The organism is Variovorax sp. Root318D1, from assembly GCF_001424835.1.
In the GTDB taxonomy this organism is placed as follows: Bacteria; Pseudomonadota; Gammaproteobacteria; order Burkholderiales; family Burkholderiaceae_C; genus Variovorax.
This window is the reverse complement of record NZ_LMCQ01000012.1, coordinates 256673-272125: the sequence shown is the minus strand read 5'-3', so window position 1 is coordinate 272125 and position 15453 is coordinate 256673. Positions and strand designations below refer to the sequence as shown.

The following is a 15453-nucleotide window of genomic DNA, read 5'->3' as shown; positions in this document are numbered from 1 at the left end:
ACATCAACGGCAGGCCTACAGCAGGCTCTCGGGCGTGAGCGGCGCCAGCAACTCGAGCATGGCGCGGCCCCAGAAATCGGAGTCGGGCTCCTCGTTCAGCACGGTGGTCTTGCCAGCCTCTTCGCTGATCCACTCGATGCGCGATGCGTTGCCGCCTTCGGCAAAGCGCAAGCGGTAGGCGCCCTGCTGCTTGAGCACGTCGATGAGCTTGAGCGCCTGCTGCGCCATTTCGGGGCTGCGGATGAAAAGGCCGATCTCGGTGTTGTGCGTTTCGGAGCGCGGATCGAAATTCATCGAGCCGACGAAGAGAATGCTCCGGTCGATCACGGCCGACTTGGCATGCAGCCGGCCGACCGAAGTGCCGAAGAGGCCGAGCCGCACGCTGCGCCGGGTCCGCGTGGTGCTGAGCTCGTACAGGTCGGCGCCCAGCTTCAGCATGTCGGGGCGGTAGCGGCGGTACGCGGTGTGCACCAGCGGTTCGTCGGTGGCCGCGAGCGAATTGGTGACCACGCTGATCTTCACGTTGCGCCGGCGGATCTCGCGCATCACCTCCAGGCCGGCCTCGCCCGGAATCAGGTAGGGCGAGACGATGGTCACCTCGGAGCGCGCGCGGCGCATCTGCTCGACCACGTTGTAGCGCACGCTGTCGACGTCCAGCAGCGGCACGCCGCCGTACGACGCGGTCTTGCCGATCACGCGGTCGGGCGAATCGGCGTAGGCCTCGGCCAGAGCCCAGATCAGGCCGAGCTTGCCGCTGGCAAGGTCCTCGGCCATCGGGCCGTAGCCGAGCAGGTCGTTGGGGGCGGGCCGCGGCGGCGGCGGCGTGGTGTCGGGACTGGTGGCGGCTTCGAAGCGCTTTTGCAGTTCGTCGCGCGAAAGGCCCGTGGCCACCACCGACTGGATCGGCCGCACGTACACGCTGTTCCAGTACTGGTCGAACAGGGTGCCGAGGCGCGGCATCAGCGCGCCGGTCACGAAGGTGTCCAAGTCGAGAAAATTCTCGCCCGCCGTGCGCCTGAAGTACTGGTTGCCGATGTTGCGGCCGCCTGCCACCGCCATGGCGCCGTCGGCGATGAAGAGCTTGTTGTGCATGCGCCTGTTGACGCGGCTGAAGTCGAAGAGCGAGGCCGCGAAGCGCTTGAGCAGGCTGCCTCGCCCGGCCGGAAACGGATTGAAGAGGCGCAGCTCGACGTTCGGCGTGGCGGCCAGGCCGAGCAGCAGTTCGTCCTCGCCCGAGGTGTAGAGGTCGTCCATCAGGAGCCGCACGCGCACGCCGCGAGCGGCGGCGTCGCGCAGGGTGCGCAGCAGGTAGCGACCGGTCTCGTCGTTTTCGATCTGGTAGTACTGCACGTCGAGCGTGCGCTGGGCGCGGCGCGCGAGCTGGATGCGCGTGTCGAAGGCGAAGTCGCCGCCCGGCATCAAGCGAAAGCCGCTGAGGTCGGGATCTGGCTGCGCCGCCAGCGCGATCTTGCCGAGCGCGGTATCTGCCGAAACGGCCATGGCCCGGGTGGGCGGGCGCGGCGCTTCGTCGGGCAAAGTGGCGCAGCCGGCAAAGAGCAGCACCGCCGCCATGGCAAAGACCCAGTGCCCACAGCGCGACAACAGGCGGCGGGCCATCATCGATGGCTTTCTACAGCGCCTTGCGAAGATTGGCGGGCGCGATGCGCAGCGCCTCGCGGTACTTGGCCACGGTGCGCCGCGCGCATTCGATGCCCTGCTCCTTGAGCATCTCGGAAATCTGGCTGTCGGACAGCGGCTTCTTGATGCTCTCGGAACTCACGAACTGCTTGATCAGCGCGCGCACCGCGGTGCTCGAGGCATTGCCGCCGGTCTCGGTGCCGAGCGCCGAGCCGAAGAAGTACTTGAGCTCGACCGTACCGAAGGGCGTGGCCATGTACTTGGCCGTGGTCACGCGCGAGATGGTCGATTCGTGCAGGCCGAGCTCGTCGGCGATCTCGCGCAGCACCAGCGGACGCATGGCGAGCTCGCCGTGCACGAAGTAGCTCTTCTGCCGCTCGACGATGGCGTTGGAGACGCGCAGGATGGTGTCGAAGCGCTGCTGGATGTTCTTGATGAACCAGCGCGCCTCCTGCAGCCGCTGCGACAGGGCCTGGCTGCCCTCGCCCTTGTGCGACTTGAGCGCGCCGGCGTAGATGTCGTGCACGCGCAGGCGCGGCATCACCTCGGGGTTGAGCATGACGCGGAACTTGACGTTGGTGCCGCGGCCGATCTTGGTGACGATCACGTCGGGGACCACGATGTTGCGCTCGACGTCGACAAAACGGCGGCCCGGCTTGGGCTCCAGGCGCGAGATGATCTGCAGCGCCGAGCGCACCAGCTCTTCGTTGGTGCGGGTGAGCGTGGCCAGGCGCTTGAAGTCGCGCCGCGCAAGCAGCTCCATCGGCTGCTTGCAGATGGCGATGGCGGTCTTGCGGACCAGCGCGTGTTCTTCGGTTTCGTCTTCGCTGGCGAGCGCGCGCAGCTGGATGCCTAGGCATTCGCCCAGGTCGCGCGCGCCGACACCGGCCGGCTCCAGGCTCTGCAGCAGGCCGAGCGCCACCTGGAAGTGATGCACCAGCTCGTCGAACTGGTCGTTGTCGTCGCCCGCGAGGCCCGAGGCCAGCGCCGGCAGCGAATCTTCGAGGTAGCCGTCGTCGTTGAGCGATTCGATCAGGAAGCGCAGCGCGGCGCAGTCGTTCTCGTTGAGCCGCAGGCTGAGCGCCTGCCGGTGCAGGAAGGACTGCAGCGACTCCTGGCTGCGCGCAAGTTCGGTGGCGTCGGCGCGTTCGTCGTCGCCCAGGTTGTTCTGGCGGGCGGGGGCGTCGCTGCCCCACTCGCTGTCGTCCGGCGCCATGTCGACGGTGCCGTCGCCTTCCCAGTCGGGCTCGCGCTCTGTTGCGTCGGCGGCGGGAACGTCGGTCTCGGTCGCCGCGGTGGTTTCGCTGGAGGTCGTGGCCGCGCTGCTGGTTGGTGCCGAGGCGAAGTCGCTCTCGCCGGCCTCGCCCGCATCATCGCGAGGCACTGGGGTGTCGATGGCATCGAGTCCGAATTCCTCGCGCGCCGCTTCTTCCGCGGTGCGTTCGAGGAACGGGTTCTCGTCGAGCATCTGCTCGACCTCCTGGCTCAGTTCGAGCGTGGAGAGCTGCAGCAGCCGGATCGACTGCTGCAGCTGGGGCGTGAGCGCCAGATGCTGCGAGACGCGAAGGGACAGCCCTTGCTTCATGGAGACCGGCTCCTCCCTTACATCCGGAAGTGCTCGCCAAGGTACACCCTGCGTACTTCGGCGTTGTCGACGATCTCCGAGGGCGTGCCTTGTGCCAGCACGTGCCCGTCGCTGATGATGAACGCGTGATCGCAGATGCCCAGCGTTTCACGCACGTTGTGGTCAGTGATGAGCACGCCGATGCCGCGCTCCTTCAGGAAGCTGATGATTCGCTGGATTTCGATCACTGCGATGGGGTCGATGCCGGCAAAGGGCTCGTCCAGCAGGATGAAGCGCGGCTGCGTGGCCAGCGCGCGGGCAATTTCGACCCGACGCCGTTCGCCGCCCGAGAGCGCGAGCGCGGGGGAATCGCGCAGATGGTCCACGCGCAAGTCGGCCAGCAGCCCCGAGAGCCGCTCTTCGGTGCGCTGCTTCGACAGGGGCGCGGGCTTGCCGTTGGCATCGGGCTCGCGCTGGAGCTCGAGCACGGCACGCACGTTTTCTTCGACCGTGAGCTTGCGAAAGATCGAGGCTTCCTGCGGCAGGTAGCTCAGGCCCATGCGGGCGCGCCGGTGGATCGGCATGTGCGCAATGGGTTCGCCGTCGATGGTGATGTCGCCGGCGTCGGCCCGCACCAGGCCCACGATCATGTAGAACGAAGTGGTCTTGCCGGCGCCGTTGGGGCCCAGAAGCCCCACGACTTCGCCCTTTTGAACGTCGAGCGAGACATCCTTGACGACCTTGCGGCTGCCGTAGCTTTTTTGCAGGCCGCGCACCACCAGGCGGCTGCCCGGCGTGCCATCGGCGTTGTGGCTTCCAGCGGTTTCGATCACTTGCGCCCTTCCCCTTGGCTGCCGCTGAGCGTGGTGCTCGAGCGCAGGCCGGCGCCTGGCGCCGGCTGAGGCGCCACCGGCGCGGCACGTCCACCCACCGGCGCCGAAGCACCTGGCGCGGGCGCCGTGGCGCTCTTGGGCGTGAGAATGGTCCTCACTCGCCCGCCTCCGGCCGGCGCATTCACCCCGGTGTTCGGCGGCACGGTGGAACCGTTGACCGTATAGGTGTCGTTGCTCTGGTCATAAACGATGAGCGCACCGCTGCTTTCGTCGTTTGGCGTGGCGCCCAGCAGACGGCGCATGACGGCATTGCGGATGAACTTGACGTTGTCGGCGCGGCTGTCGTACTCAATGACTTCGGATTCGCCCTCGATCCACTCGTCAGGCGCATTGCGCTTTTGCTTGTAGTAGGCCCGCTTGCCCGGAGCCGCCGTGACCACGCCGTACTGGTAGCCCTCGGCGTCCTGGCGCACGTCGATGCGCGCGCCGCGAATGATGATCGTGCCCTTCGTGACCAGCACGTTCCCCGTGAACACGCTGGTCTGCTTGAGGTCGTCATAGCGCATCGCATCGGACTCGATGTTCATCGGCTTGGTGCGGTCGGCGGTTTCGGCCAAAGCGCCCGAGGCGAGGCCGGCCAGCAGCAGCGCGCCAACGGCCAAGCGGGACAGGCGGCCGATGCGACCAAGAAGAGGAATGGTGTGGGAGTAGGAGTGCAATGTCATAGAGGCACGAAACTTGCTCTGCATTGTATGCGGCAGATGGCGCCAGCCCTGCCCGCACGGATGAAAAAGCCCGCCAAAGCGGGCTTGACATCCATCCGGAAACACCACGAAAACCGGCGCGGCCGGCCGCAGGTGCGTCCCCCGGCGAAGGGGGTCAGCCCTTCTTGGCTTCGCCGACCAGGAAGTTGGCGACCTGAAGCGCCTTGGTCATGTTGCCGGCCGTTTCGCCGTCCACGTACCAGCGGCCGGCAATCGCCAGGGCCGGAACGCCGGCCACCTTGTAGGAATCGGTCAGTTGCGAGGCGCGCTTCGCCTTGCTGGCCACGCCAAAGGAGGTGAACACTTCCTTGAACTTGGCACCGTCGAGGCCGTTGGCCGAGGCCCAGGCAACGATGTTGGCGTCACCATTCACGTTCTGGCGCTGCTTGTGGATCGCCTCGAAGACCTTTGGCTGGAATTCGTCGACCTTGCCCAGCGCTTCGAGCGCGTAGTACAGGCGCTGCTTGGCTTCGACGTCGTTGCCCACGAAAGGCACGGGTACGCGGCGGAAGGCCACTTCCTTTGGTGCGGTCTTGAGCCAGGCTTCGAGCTGCGGCTCGAAATCGTTGCAGTGCGGGCAGTTGTACGAGAAGAACTCGATCACTTCGACCTTGCCGGCCGGCGCATCGACCTGCACGCGCTTGTCGAGCACCAGGTACTCGGTGCCGGCCTTGGGCACGCGCGCCTGGGCGTGCGCGGTATTGCCAGCCAGGGAAATCAGCCCGAGCGAGGTGGCGGCGAGCGAAAAGTCACGACGTTTCATTGAAATAGTTCTCCTGTTGGGTACGGCAGTACTGAGCCGGGACGCCGCGCGGAGTTCCCGCATGCGGCTGGCCTGGGCCCATCCTGGTTGGCGGCGGCCCGTGCCGCGCGGCGAAGCTTAAAGAATTTTCGTGACCGACGCTCGCGGAGGCCGCGGCCAGCGGTTCGTTGGTGTCAACGCTGGACGCGCACGAGCGCCGATTCGAGGCCGCCGCTGTCCAGCCGCTCCTTGAGGCGGTCGGCATCGTCCTTCTTGTTGAATGGACCTGCACGCACCCGGTAGACGGTGCGTCCGGCCTGCTCTCGCTCGGTGACGCGGGCTTCGACGCCCATCAAGGACAGCTTGGCGCGCTGGGCCTCGGCGTCCTCGGTGGTGCGGAAGGCGCCGGCCTGAACGAAATACATGAACGGGTCAGCCCCCGCAACGGCGCTGTTGTTGCTGCTTGGAGCGGCGGAAGCTGTGGTGGTGCTGCCGCTGCTGCCGCCGGCGCGCGCGCGGGCGAGATCGCCCAGCGGATCGTTCGACTGCGGCAGCGGATTGGCCTCGGCCGGCACCGGCGCCGGTCGTGGGGGTTTGGGCGGAGCCACGACCACCGGCACCGGAGGCGCAGGCGGCGGCGCGGTGGCGGGCGCCACGGCCGCGGTGTCGCCGCCGGCCGGCGCGACGGGGCCGGTTGCAGCCGGGGCCGGCTTGGGTGCGCCGGCCTTGCCCGCCAGGGGTGCGTTGGGGTCCCAGTCGCGGTTCTTGCGAGCCTCGGCTTCGTCCTGCTCGGCGCCCCCGCGCTGGGTCTTTGTCACGAACGGAATCGGCACCTTGGTCACGTAGACCGCAATGCCCAGCGCGACCCCTAACCCCAGCACCAGGCCGACGATGAGCCCGATGACGATGTTGCCGCGTTGTCTGGTTGTCTTCTTCATGGTGATTTCACATCTTGCTCGGCGCACTGACGCCGAGAATCGCGAGGCCATTGTGCAGCACCTGCGCGGTGGCCGCGACGAGCGCGAGCCGCGCCAGCTTGACCGGCTCTTCGTCGACCAGGATGCGCTCGGCGTCGTAGTAGCTGTGGTAGCTGGCGGCCAGTTCGCGCAGGTAGAAGGTGACGTCGTGCGGCGCGAAATCCTTGGCAGCCGCCGTGAGCATGGCGGGGTACTTGGCGAGCAGCAGCATCAGCGCCTGCGCGGCCGGGCTTTCAAGCGGCGAGAGGTCGACGTTCTTCAACGTGGCGGCGTCACCGCCCCAGCCGGCCAGCACCGAGCAGATGCGCGCATGGGCGTACTGCACGTAATACACCGGGTTGTCGTTGTTCTTGGTCACAGCCAGGTCGACGTCGAAGGTGTATTCGGTGTCGGGCTTGCGGCTCAGGAGGAAGAAGCGCACGGCGTCGGTGCTGGTCCATTCGATGAGGTCGCGCAAGGTGACGTAGCTGCCCGCGCGCTTGCTGATCTTGACCTCTTCGCCGCCTTTCATCACCCGCACCATGGTGTGCAGCACGTAGTCGGGGTAGCCCTCGGGAATGCCGACGCCCGCGGCCTGCAGGCCGGCGCGCACGCGCGCGATGGTGCCGTGGTGGTCGGTGCCCTGGATGTTGACCACCTTGTGGAAGCCGCGCTCCCACTTGGCGATGTGGTACGCGACGTCAGGCACGAAGTACGTGTACGTACCGTCCTGCTTCTTCATCACGCGGTCCTTGTCGTCGCCGTAGTCGGTCGACCTGAGCCACAGCGCGCCGTCCTGCTCGTAGGTCTTGCCGGCGGCCACGAGTTTTTGCACCGCGGCCTCGACCCGGCCGCTGGTGTAGAGGCTGGACTCGAGGTAGTAGTTGTCGAAGCGCACGCGGAAGGCCTGCAGATCCAGATCTTGTTCGCGGCGCAGGTAGGCCACGGCAAATTCACGGATGGAATCCAGGTCGTCGATGTCGCCGCTGGCGGTGTATTCGCGGTCGTCCGACTTGACGGTTTTCTTGGCTTTGAAGTCTTCGGCGATGTCGGCGATGTAGTCGCCGTTGTAGGCCGGGGCCTTTTCGCCACTCGGCCATTCGGGGTCGCCGGGCTTGAAGCCGCGGGCGCGCAGCTGCGTGCTGTTGGCCAGCGTCTGGATCTGCACGCCGGCATCGTTGTAATAGAACTCGCGCCAGACGGTGTCGCCCTGCGAAGCGCGCAGGTTGCAGATGGCGTCGCCGAGCGCGGCCTGACGGCCGTGGCCGACGTGCAGCGGTCCAGTCGGGTTGGCAGAGACGAACTCGACCAGCACCTTTTCACCGGTGGCGGGCTGCTGTCCGAAGGCGTCCGCCGCATTCAGCACCTCGCGCACGATCTGCTGCTTGGCAGAGGTCTTGAGGCGAATGTTCAGAAAGCCGGGGCCGGCGATCTCGATGGCTTCGACCCACTGGCCGAAAACGGGGGTGGCGAGCAGCGCGGCGCTGAGCTCTTCGGCCAGTTCGCGCGGCTTGCGGCCGAGCGGTTTGGCGAGTTGCATGGCGGCCGTGCTGGCGAAGTCGCCATGGGCGGCCACCTTGGGCGACTCGAACGCGGCTTTGGAGCCGGCGCCGGGCGAGAGGGATTCGAGCGTGTTCGCGAGCGCCGCGAGCAGCTCCTGTTTGACCAATAGCATCTGCGGATTTTACCGGGGGCAAACCCGGGCGCCGGCGGCGATGGTCATCCGGCGGCAGATGTGGACCGTTAGTGGGGACAGCCCCGGGGCGGGGCACCTGTCACAACCCAACCCTGCAAGGACATGTCACCATGAAGAAGCTCCTTTCCCTGGTCGCCCTGGGCGCCTGCCTTTCGTTCGGCGCCGCACAGGCCCAAGACAAGGCCCCCGCGCCTGCGGTCGCCCCGGCTGCCACGCCCGCCACCCCTGCAACACCCGCCACTCCAGCCATGCCGGCGGCCAAGGCTCCGGCAACGCCCGCTACACCGGCCACCCCCGCAACACCGGCCGCCAAGGCCCCCACCGCGCAGCAAAGCAAGATGACGACCTGCAACCAGGAGGCCGGCGACAAGAAGGGGGACGAGCGCAAGGCCTTCATGAAGAATTGCCTGAGCGCCAAGCCCGTCATGACCGCCAAGCCGACTCAGCAGGAAAAGATGAAGACCTGCAATGCCGACCAGAAGGCCAAGACTCTGAAGGGCGATGCCCGCAAGGCCTTCATGAAGGAATGCCTGAGCGCCTGAACCCACCCGCAATAAGCAGCCCCGCACGCGCGTCGCGCCGGCGGGGCTTTTTTATGGGCGCTACTTGAGCACGCCCAGCAGGTTGTTGAAATCGTCGCTCCAGGGGCGGGCATCCGCGGGCGTTTCGATGGGCGAGGCGGCCCCGCGCAGGGGCTCGCGTGCCAGCACGGCCGGATCGCGCGCGACCAGCACCCAGTCGGTCGGGTTGAGCCATTTCGAAGCTTCCGCGTCGTCGCTGACGAGCATCGCGTGCAAGCCTTTCAGTTCAGCAATCCGCGCCACCACGGGAGCCAGTTCGAGATAGCGGTTGGTCACGTGAAAGGCCACGATGCCCTGTGGTTTCGTGTGCCGCATATACACGTCCATGGCCTCTGCCGTGAGCAGGTGAACCGGCACCGCGTCGCCCGAGAAGGCGTCGACCGCGAGCAGGTCGAAGCCCTGCGGCGGCTCGCGTTCCAAGGCCAGCCGCGCATCGCCGAGCACGCGCTCGATGCGCGCGGGGCTGTCGCGCAGAAAAGTGAATTCGCTGTCCGCCAGCTCGAACACCTGCGGATTGATCTCGTAGATCCGATAGACGTCGCCGCTGCGGCCGTAGCTCGCCAGCGTGCCGGCGCCAAGGCCGATCAGCCCGACGTGGCGCGGTGCGGCCGGCGCCACGGCCATGGCGCGGCCAATGCCAGACGTCGCACCGTAGTAAGTCGTGGGCTCGCGCCGGCGCGACGGATCGAGGAACTGCTCGCCGTGCTTGATGGACCCATGGGACAGCAGGCGCACATTGTTCGAGGGGTCGGTGCGGCGCACATCGAAGGTGATCAGCGCGCCGTAGAAGTTGCGCAGCAGATGGCGCGAGTCCGACTGGTCCCCGCCGATCTGCACGATCAGGAAAAATGTGCAGCAGGCCGCCAGCGCCACGCTGGACACCCCCAGCCAGACGCGCCGGCGCAGCACGGCGGCTGCCGCCAGCGCAGTCAGCATCAGGCCGATGCCCAATTCGTAGTACGCCGGCAGCACGTGCGGCGCCACCAGCCCCACCAAGGCGCCGCCCGTGGCACCGCCCAGCGACAGCATCAGGTAGAAGCGCGTGAGATGGCGCGGGCCCGGCCGCAGCCTTGCCGTCTCTCCATGCAGGAACATGCACAGCACGAACAGGCCCCCGACATAGATCGGCAGCCCCGTGCGCACGTCGGAGCCGACGTGGTGCTGCAGGCCAAAGGCACACAGCAGCAGCACGCCCGCCGCCAGGGGCAGGAACACGCTTCGCCGGTACCAGCGGTCGCTCTCGAAGCACAGCACGAAGGTGAACAGGTACAGCGAGAGCGGCAGTATCCAGAGAAACGGAACCGCGGCCACGTTCTGGGTGATGTGGTTGGTCACGGCCAGCAACAGCCATGAGGCCAGCGCCGGCAACACGAGCCAGAGCAGGCTGTCGGTCCAGGGCGGCGGCTTGTCTTCATCGGCAGAAGCGGCTTGGCCCGGCGCTGCCGGCAACGGCGTGGCCTCAGGCCAGCGGCGCGCCACGAGCAAGGTCGTGCCGGCGCAAAGCACCACGAACAAGCCATAGCCCCATGACCATCCGCGCGCCTGCTGCCAGAGCGAGCTGCGGGGCTCGATGAATACCGGGTAGCACAGTAGCGACAGCAGCGACGCGAGGTTCGACAGCGAGAAGTACCGGTACACCTTCGCGCCCCACGGCGTGCGCGCCACCCACGACTGCACCAGCGGACCGGTGGTCGAAAGCAGGAAGTAAGGAAGGCCGATGGTCGCGAACAGCAGGCCCAGGATCAGCCAGGTCGGGTCTTCGGCGCCGCTGGGCTTCCAAGCCGCGCGCACCACGAGCGGTAGGAACGCGAGGCTCGCAAGCAGCAGTCCCACGTGCAGCGCGGCCTGCGCCCGCACGCGCAGGTGCCGCGTGACCCAGTCGGAATACGCGTAGCCCGCGAGCAGCACGGCCTGGAAGAACACCATGCAGATCGACCACACGGCGGCCGAGCCGCCGAACCACGGCAAGATCTGCTTGGCGATCAGTGGCTGCACCAGGAACAGCAGGAACGCGCTGCTGAAGATGGTGCCGGCAAACAAGAGCTGGATGCCGGCGCGTTCCATGGGGGGCCTACTTGCCGAAGCCTCGTGCAAGGAACACGGCCACCAGCGGAATCAGCGCGATGAGGTGCGCCTGCACCATCACCAGCTTGCGTGTCTTCTTCACATCTTCCTCGGCCGGCAGCGTGCCGTTGGCGCGCAGCGCCTTGCGCCAACGGAAGTAGGTCAGCGTGGGAAAGATCGAGAGCACGCCGACGACGATGAACAGCCCGAGCTTCACGTGCAGCAGCGGATTGGTCCAGTACCAGGCCGTGCCCTTCACGCCCCACACGGTGCGGGCGATGCCGGTGGCGAGCACCGTAACGGCGGCAATGCCGTAGACCATGTCGACCCTGGCCAGCCGTTCCACTACCGCAGCATTGAGCCACTGCACGCGGCACAGCGCCGCTTCGCTGGAGATGAACACGACCATCGTGAGGATGGCGAGCAAGTGCAGGTAGGCAAGGACGGCTTCGAGGGTCATCGTCGGCTTTCTCTCTTCTGTTCTCTTCAGTGGGGTTGCAAATGCTTGCACATTGTGCCGCCCCTCGCGCGCTTTAACCCCCTCCGCCCCAGAATTCGGGCCGTCCGTAGTGCGCCTTGAGGAAATCGAGCCACAGCCGAACGCGCAGCGGCAGGTGCTTGGTGCCGGTGAACACCGCATAGATGCCGTTGGGCGGCGCGGCAAACTCGTCGAGAAGCGGCACCAAAAGGCCGGCGTCGATCTCGGCCTCCACCTCCCACGTACTGCGCCACGCGATGCCGTGGCCCGCCAGGCACCAGTCGTGCAGCACCTGTCCATCGGAACAATCCAGCGGACCTTCGGGCCGCAGGTAGATCAGCTCCTCGCCACCGTCTTCGGTCGGCAACCCCGCACCCGTCAGGGTGCGTTCCTGACCCCGCCCTTGGGTGGTCCGCGGAACGCGGAACGCCCAGCCGCGCGTTTGCGACGCATCGCTCGAGAGCGTGAGGCAGGCGAAGCGCGAGAGCTCGCTCGGATGCCGCGGCATGCCAAAGCGGCGTACGAATTCCGGCGTGGCGACGCAGCGGCGCCGGTTGTCGGCCAGCCGCACGCTGACCAGGGAAGAGTCGGGCATGTCGCCCACGCGTACCGCGCAGTCGAAGCTTTCGCCGCGCACATCCACCACGCGGTCGCTGAGGTTGAGCGAGATGGTGACCTCGGGATGCAGCGCATGAAAGCGCGGCACGAGCGGCGCGACGTGGCGGCGGCCAAAGCCGGCCGGCGCCGTCACGCGCAGGTGGCCGCTGGCCTTGACGCCGCCGGCGCTCACGCTGGCCTCGGCATTGGCGAATTCGGTCAGCAGGCGTTGGCAGTCCTCGAGAAAGGCGCTGCCTTCGTGCGTGAGGGTGATGCGCCGCGTGGTGCGCACCAGCAGCTTCACGCCCAGCCGCGCCTCCAATGCATCGAGCCGCCGCCCCATGATGGCGGGCGCCACGCCCTCGGCCTTGGCCGCGGCCGTGAGACCGCCGCGGGTCGCCACCGAGACGAAGGATTCGAGTTGCTTCAGGCGGTCCATGGCGCCCGAACTATATCGCCGGCGTTCAGGAAGCCATGCCGGCCCGGCGCGCCTCGAAGGCTGCGATCTCCTCGTCGCTGTAGCCCACTTCGCGCAGCAGCTCGCCGGTGTGCTCGCCAATGCGCGGCGGCTGCAGGCGGATGCCGGGGCGCTCGCCGCCGATCGTGAACGGCATCAGCGGCACCTTGGCCATGTGGCCGTCGTTCATGCGCACGGGCGCGAGCCCGCCCGTGGCGTTGAGGTGCGGATCGTCGAACAGCTCCTGCGGCTTGGTTATTGGGGCAAAAGGCAGCTCGTTCTGCTCGAACACGGCGCTGAGCTCGGCCGCGCTGTGGCCCGCCAGGTGCGAGCGCAGGATCGGCATCATCCAGTCGCGCGCCAGCACGCGGTCGTTATTGCTTTGCAGACGCGGGTCGGCCAGCATCTCGTGGAGGCCGAAAGCCTTGCAGAAGATCGCCCACTGCTTGTCGCTCACTACGGCGAGGAAGACCTGCTCGCCGTCCTTCACGGTGAACACGTCGTACACCGCCCAGGCCGAGATGCGGCTGGGCATCGGGTCGGCCGCACGGCCCGTGGCCGCGAACTGCATCATGTGCTGCGCCACCAGGAACACGTTGTTCTCGAACAGCGCGGACTGCACTTCGCAGCCCTTGCCGGTGAGCTCGCGCTGGCGCAGCGCGGCCATTGCGCCAATGGCGCCGAACATGCCGCCCATGATGTCGTTCACGCTGGTGCCCGCGCGCAGCGGGTCGCCGGAGCGGCCCGTCATGTAGGCGAGGCCGCCCATCATCTGCACGACCTCGTCGAGGGCGGTGCGATGGTCGTAAGGCCCGGGCAGGAAGCCCTTGTGGCTCACGTAGATGAGGCGCGGATGGCGCTCGCGCAGCGCCTCGTAGTCGAGCCCCAGCTTCTTCATGGTCCCGGGCTTGAAGTTCTCGCTCACGATGTCGGCCGTGGCGACGAGACGCAGCGCGGCCTCCACGCCCTCGGGTGTCTTGAGGTCGAGCGCGATGCTCTTCTTGTTGCGGTTGAAGGTGGGAAAGAAACCCGAGCCCGAGCCGAGCAGGCGACGCGTGCTGTCGCCCTCGATCGGCTCGACCTTGATCACCTCGGCGCCGAGGTCCGCCAGCAGCAGGCCGCAGGTCGGGCCCATGACCATGTGGGTGAACTCGACGACGCGGATGCCGGCATAGGGAAGTGGATTGGTTTCAGCCATGTGCGGTGGTTTCCTATTGGACAAAGCCCTTGGGCAGGCCGGCTTCGGGCGTCATGCCGTAGACCGGTTCGCCGGGGAGGCCCGCCATGAGCGGCGCGCGCGCCGCAATGAGCTTTGTGATGTCGATGCCCGTGCGAACACCCATGGCCTCGAACATGAAGACGAGGTCTTCGGTCACGGCGTTGCCCGAGGCGCCGGGTGCGTAGGGGCAGCCGCCGAGGCCGCCGAGCGAAGCGTCGAAAGTGCGCACGCCCTCGTCCCAGGCGGCAAGGCAGTTGGCAATGCCAAGGCCGCGCGTGTTGTGCATGTGGGCAGCGCCGGCATGCCGGCCGAGCTCGGCGCGCAGCCGCTTGAAGAGCCGGCGCACCTGCGCAGGGTTGGCGTAGCCCACCGTGTCCGACAGGCCGACCTCTTCGGCGCCAGCCTCGGCGCACTGCACCGCGAGGCGAATCACGTCGTCTTCGGGCACTGCGCCTTGCAGCGTGCAGCCGAAAGCAGTGGAGATGCCGGCCTCGAGCTTCACATGCGGCGCGATGGCGCGGCGAAGCTCCGAGATGGCGCGCACCTCCTCCACCATCTCGGTCGGCGTCTTGCGCACGTTGGCGAGCGAGTGCGCGACGCTGGCCGAGACCGGCATGGTGAGCTTGTGCACGCCGGCTTCGAGCGCGGCCTCGGCGCCTTTGCGGTTGGGCACCAGCGCCATCACCGTGAGGCCCGGCAGCGTGATGGCATGGCGAACCACCTCGGCCGCGTCGGCCATCTGCGGCAGCAGCTTCGCGGGCACGAACGAAGCGACCTCTATTTCGCGCACGCCGGCGGCATGCAGCGCGTCGATCCAGCGCAGCTTGTGCGCCGTGGGCATGGTGGCCTTGACCGACTGCAGGCCATCGCGCGGGCCGACCTCGCTGATGAGGACATCGGGAGAAGTCATCGGATGTGTTCCTTGGCGCGATCGGACATTTGATCGCTTGACAGTTCTATCTTACAGAACTAGATTCCGTAAAACAGAATTAGACCTCCGATCGACTTTCACTGTCAAGTTACCCGCGATGCCCCGCAAAGCCCAGACCGAATCGCTTGCCGATCGCCACGCCGCCCCCGGGGGCGCCGCCGCGGTCGACCGCGCGCTGAGCCTGCTCTCGGCCTTCCAGCCTGGCGACGAGGCGTTGTCGCTCGCGCAGTTTGCCGAGCGCGCGCAGCTCTACAAGAGCACGGTGCTGCGCCTTTTGGCTTCGCTCGAGCATGCGCGGCTGATCCGCCGGCAGGACGACGGGCGCTATGCGCTGGGCGCCGAGATCGCGCGGCTGCACGGCCTCTATACGGCGTCGCTCTCGCTCGATCGCATCGTGCTTCCGGTGCTGCGCGCGCTGGCCGCAGCCACGGGCGAGAGCGCGGCGTACCACGTGCGGCAGAAGCAGGGCGCAAGCTGGGTGCGGCTGTGCCAGTTCCGCGTCGACTCGTCGCACGTGGTGCGCGACCACGTGCGCGCGGGCGACCTGCTGCCCAACGACCGGGGCGCCGGCGCGCGCGTGCTAATCGCCTTTGGCTCCGAGGCCGGGCGGCCGCGCAGTGCGAGCGAGCGGAAGCTCTACGACACCATCCGCGCGCAGGGCTACTGCGCGCTGGTGGGCGACCGCACGGCCGAACTGGCGGGCATTTCGGCGCCGGTGTTCCATGCCGACGGCCGCCTGGCCGCGGCGCTCACGCTGACCATGCCCACGCACCGCTACGACGAACGCCACATCGAACCGGTGTGCGCCGCGGCGCGCGAACTCAGCGCACTGATCTGACACCGGACTGCATGCAGGCCCCATCGATTACATTCATTTTTGTCACTGATAAATCCCGGTTTCGGCTCTTACTCGCCGTCAAAGTATCGAATAAA

At 67.3% G+C, this 15453-nt stretch carries 14 protein-coding genes; 2 read left to right on the top strand and 12 right to left on the bottom strand.

Annotated features, from left to right (window positions below; all coding sequences use genetic code 11):
- Positions 1-15: 15 nt before the first annotated feature.
- The 7 genes from ASC78_RS11480 to argS all read right to left on the bottom strand — a co-directional run bounded on the left by ASC78_RS11480 (position 16) and on the right by argS (position 8172).
- On the bottom strand, positions 16-1617 hold the full coding sequence (locus ASC78_RS11480; protein ID WP_055802091.1) for a phospholipase D family protein: 1602 nt from the start codon (positions 1615-1617) through the stop codon (positions 16-18).
- Positions 1618-1630: 13 nt separating this feature from the next.
- Positions 1631-3223: an RNA polymerase factor sigma-54 gene (gene rpoN / locus ASC78_RS11475; protein WP_055800903.1), complete on the bottom strand. Its 1593-nt coding sequence runs from the start codon at positions 3221-3223 to the stop codon at positions 1631-1633.
- Positions 3224-3240: 17 nt separating this feature from the next.
- Complete coding sequence (lptB, locus tag ASC78_RS11470) at positions 3241-4035, bottom strand: LPS export ABC transporter ATP-binding protein (protein WP_055800902.1); 795 nt, start codon at positions 4033-4035, stop codon at positions 3241-3243.
- Entirely contained in the window at positions 4032-4760 is a 729-nt protein-coding gene (gene lptA / locus ASC78_RS11465; RefSeq protein ID WP_055800899.1) for a lipopolysaccharide transport periplasmic protein LptA, read from the bottom strand. Before lptA ends, lptB begins: the two co-directional genes overlap by 4 nt.
- A 154-nt stretch (positions 4761-4914) precedes the next feature.
- Entirely contained in the window at positions 4915-5562 is a 648-nt protein-coding gene (locus tag ASC78_RS11460) for a thiol:disulfide interchange protein DsbA/DsbL (RefSeq protein ID WP_055800896.1), read from the bottom strand.
- 173 nt (positions 5563-5735) lie between these two features.
- Positions 5736-6479, bottom strand: coding sequence for an SPOR domain-containing protein (locus ASC78_RS11455; RefSeq protein WP_055800893.1), 744 nt, complete (start codon positions 6477-6479; stop codon positions 5736-5738).
- A gap of 7 nt (positions 6480-6486) precedes the next feature.
- Positions 6487-8172 (bottom strand): arginine--tRNA ligase, encoded by a 1686-nt coding sequence (gene argS, locus ASC78_RS11450; protein WP_055800890.1) that lies wholly within the window; start codon positions 8170-8172, stop codon positions 6487-6489.
- 131 nt (positions 8173-8303) lie between these two features.
- Between argS and ASC78_RS11445 the strand changes: the two genes are divergently transcribed.
- Positions 8304-8735 carry a PsiF family protein gene (locus ASC78_RS11445; protein WP_055800888.1) on the top strand — a complete coding sequence of 144 codons (432 nt, stop codon included), beginning with the start codon at positions 8304-8306 and terminating at the stop codon, positions 8733-8735.
- 60 nt (positions 8736-8795) lie between these two features.
- Here the strand turns inward: ASC78_RS11445 and ASC78_RS11440 are convergent, their stop codons facing one another.
- From ASC78_RS11440 to ASC78_RS11420, 5 genes are all read right to left on the bottom strand, one after another.
- Positions 8796-10838: a fused MFS/spermidine synthase gene (locus ASC78_RS11440; protein ID WP_055800885.1), complete on the bottom strand. Its 2043-nt coding sequence runs from the start codon at positions 10836-10838 to the stop codon at positions 8796-8798.
- A gap of 7 nt (positions 10839-10845) precedes the next feature.
- Positions 10846-11298 (bottom strand): DUF2214 family protein, encoded by a 453-nt coding sequence (locus tag ASC78_RS11435; RefSeq protein ID WP_055800882.1) that lies wholly within the window; start codon positions 11296-11298, stop codon positions 10846-10848.
- A 73-nt stretch (positions 11299-11371) separates the two neighbouring features.
- Positions 11372-12352: a LysR family transcriptional regulator gene (locus tag ASC78_RS11430; RefSeq protein ID WP_055800878.1), complete on the bottom strand. Its 981-nt coding sequence runs from the start codon at positions 12350-12352 to the stop codon at positions 11372-11374.
- Between the two features lie 25 nt (positions 12353-12377).
- Positions 12378-13568, bottom strand: coding sequence for a CaiB/BaiF CoA transferase family protein (locus ASC78_RS11425; protein WP_055800875.1), 1191 nt, complete (start codon positions 13566-13568; stop codon positions 12378-12380).
- A 13-nt stretch (positions 13569-13581) separates the two neighbouring features.
- Positions 13582-14499: a hydroxymethylglutaryl-CoA lyase gene (locus ASC78_RS11420; RefSeq protein WP_055800873.1), complete on the bottom strand. Its 918-nt coding sequence runs from the start codon at positions 14497-14499 to the stop codon at positions 13582-13584.
- A gap of 118 nt (positions 14500-14617) precedes the next feature.
- Here ASC78_RS11420 and ASC78_RS11415 point away from each other — a divergent pair, with 118 nt between their 5' ends.
- Positions 14618-15358 carry an IclR family transcriptional regulator gene (locus ASC78_RS11415; protein ID WP_055800870.1) on the top strand — a complete coding sequence of 247 codons (741 nt, stop codon included), beginning with the start codon at positions 14618-14620 and terminating at the stop codon, positions 15356-15358.
- The last annotated feature ends 95 nt before the right edge of the window (positions 15359-15453 follow it).

Coding starts and splice junctions, on each gene's coding strand:
- ASC78_RS11430 (WP_055800878.1), bottom strand. CDS start 12,352: ATGGACCGCCTGAAGCAACTCGAATCCTTCGTCTCGGTGGCGACCCGC.
- ASC78_RS11445 (WP_055800888.1), top strand. CDS start 8,304: ATGAAGAAGCTCCTTTCCCTGGTCGCCCTGGGCGCCTGCCTTTCGTTC.
- ASC78_RS11435 (WP_055800882.1), bottom strand. CDS start 11,298: ATGACCCTCGAAGCCGTCCTTGCCTACCTGCACTTGCTCGCCATCCTC.
- lptA (WP_055800899.1), bottom strand. CDS start 4,760: ATGACATTGCACTCCTACTCCCACACCATTCCTCTTCTTGGTCGCATC.
- rpoN (WP_055800903.1), bottom strand. CDS start 3,223: ATGAAGCAAGGGCTGTCCCTTCGCGTCTCGCAGCATCTGGCGCTCACG.
- ASC78_RS11440 (WP_055800885.1), bottom strand. CDS start 10,838: ATGGAACGCGCCGGCATCCAGCTCTTGTTTGCCGGCACCATCTTCAGC.
- ASC78_RS11420 (WP_055800873.1), bottom strand. CDS start 14,499: ATGACTTCTCCCGATGTCCTCATCAGCGAGGTCGGCCCGCGCGATGGC.
- ASC78_RS11455 (WP_055800893.1), bottom strand. CDS start 6,479: ATGAAGAAGACAACCAGACAACGCGGCAACATCGTCATCGGGCTCATC.
- ASC78_RS11460 (WP_055800896.1), bottom strand. CDS start 5,562: ATGAAACGTCGTGACTTTTCGCTCGCCGCCACCTCGCTCGGGCTGATT.
- ASC78_RS11415 (WP_055800870.1), top strand. CDS start 14,618: ATGCCCCGCAAAGCCCAGACCGAATCGCTTGCCGATCGCCACGCCGCC.
- argS (WP_055800890.1), bottom strand. CDS start 8,172: ATGCTATTGGTCAAACAGGAGCTGCTCGCGGCGCTCGCGAACACGCTC.
- ASC78_RS11425 (WP_055800875.1), bottom strand. CDS start 13,568: ATGGCTGAAACCAATCCACTTCCCTATGCCGGCATCCGCGTCGTCGAG.
- ASC78_RS11480 (WP_055802091.1), bottom strand. CDS start 1,617: ATGGCCCGCCGCCTGTTGTCGCGCTGTGGGCACTGGGTCTTTGCCATG.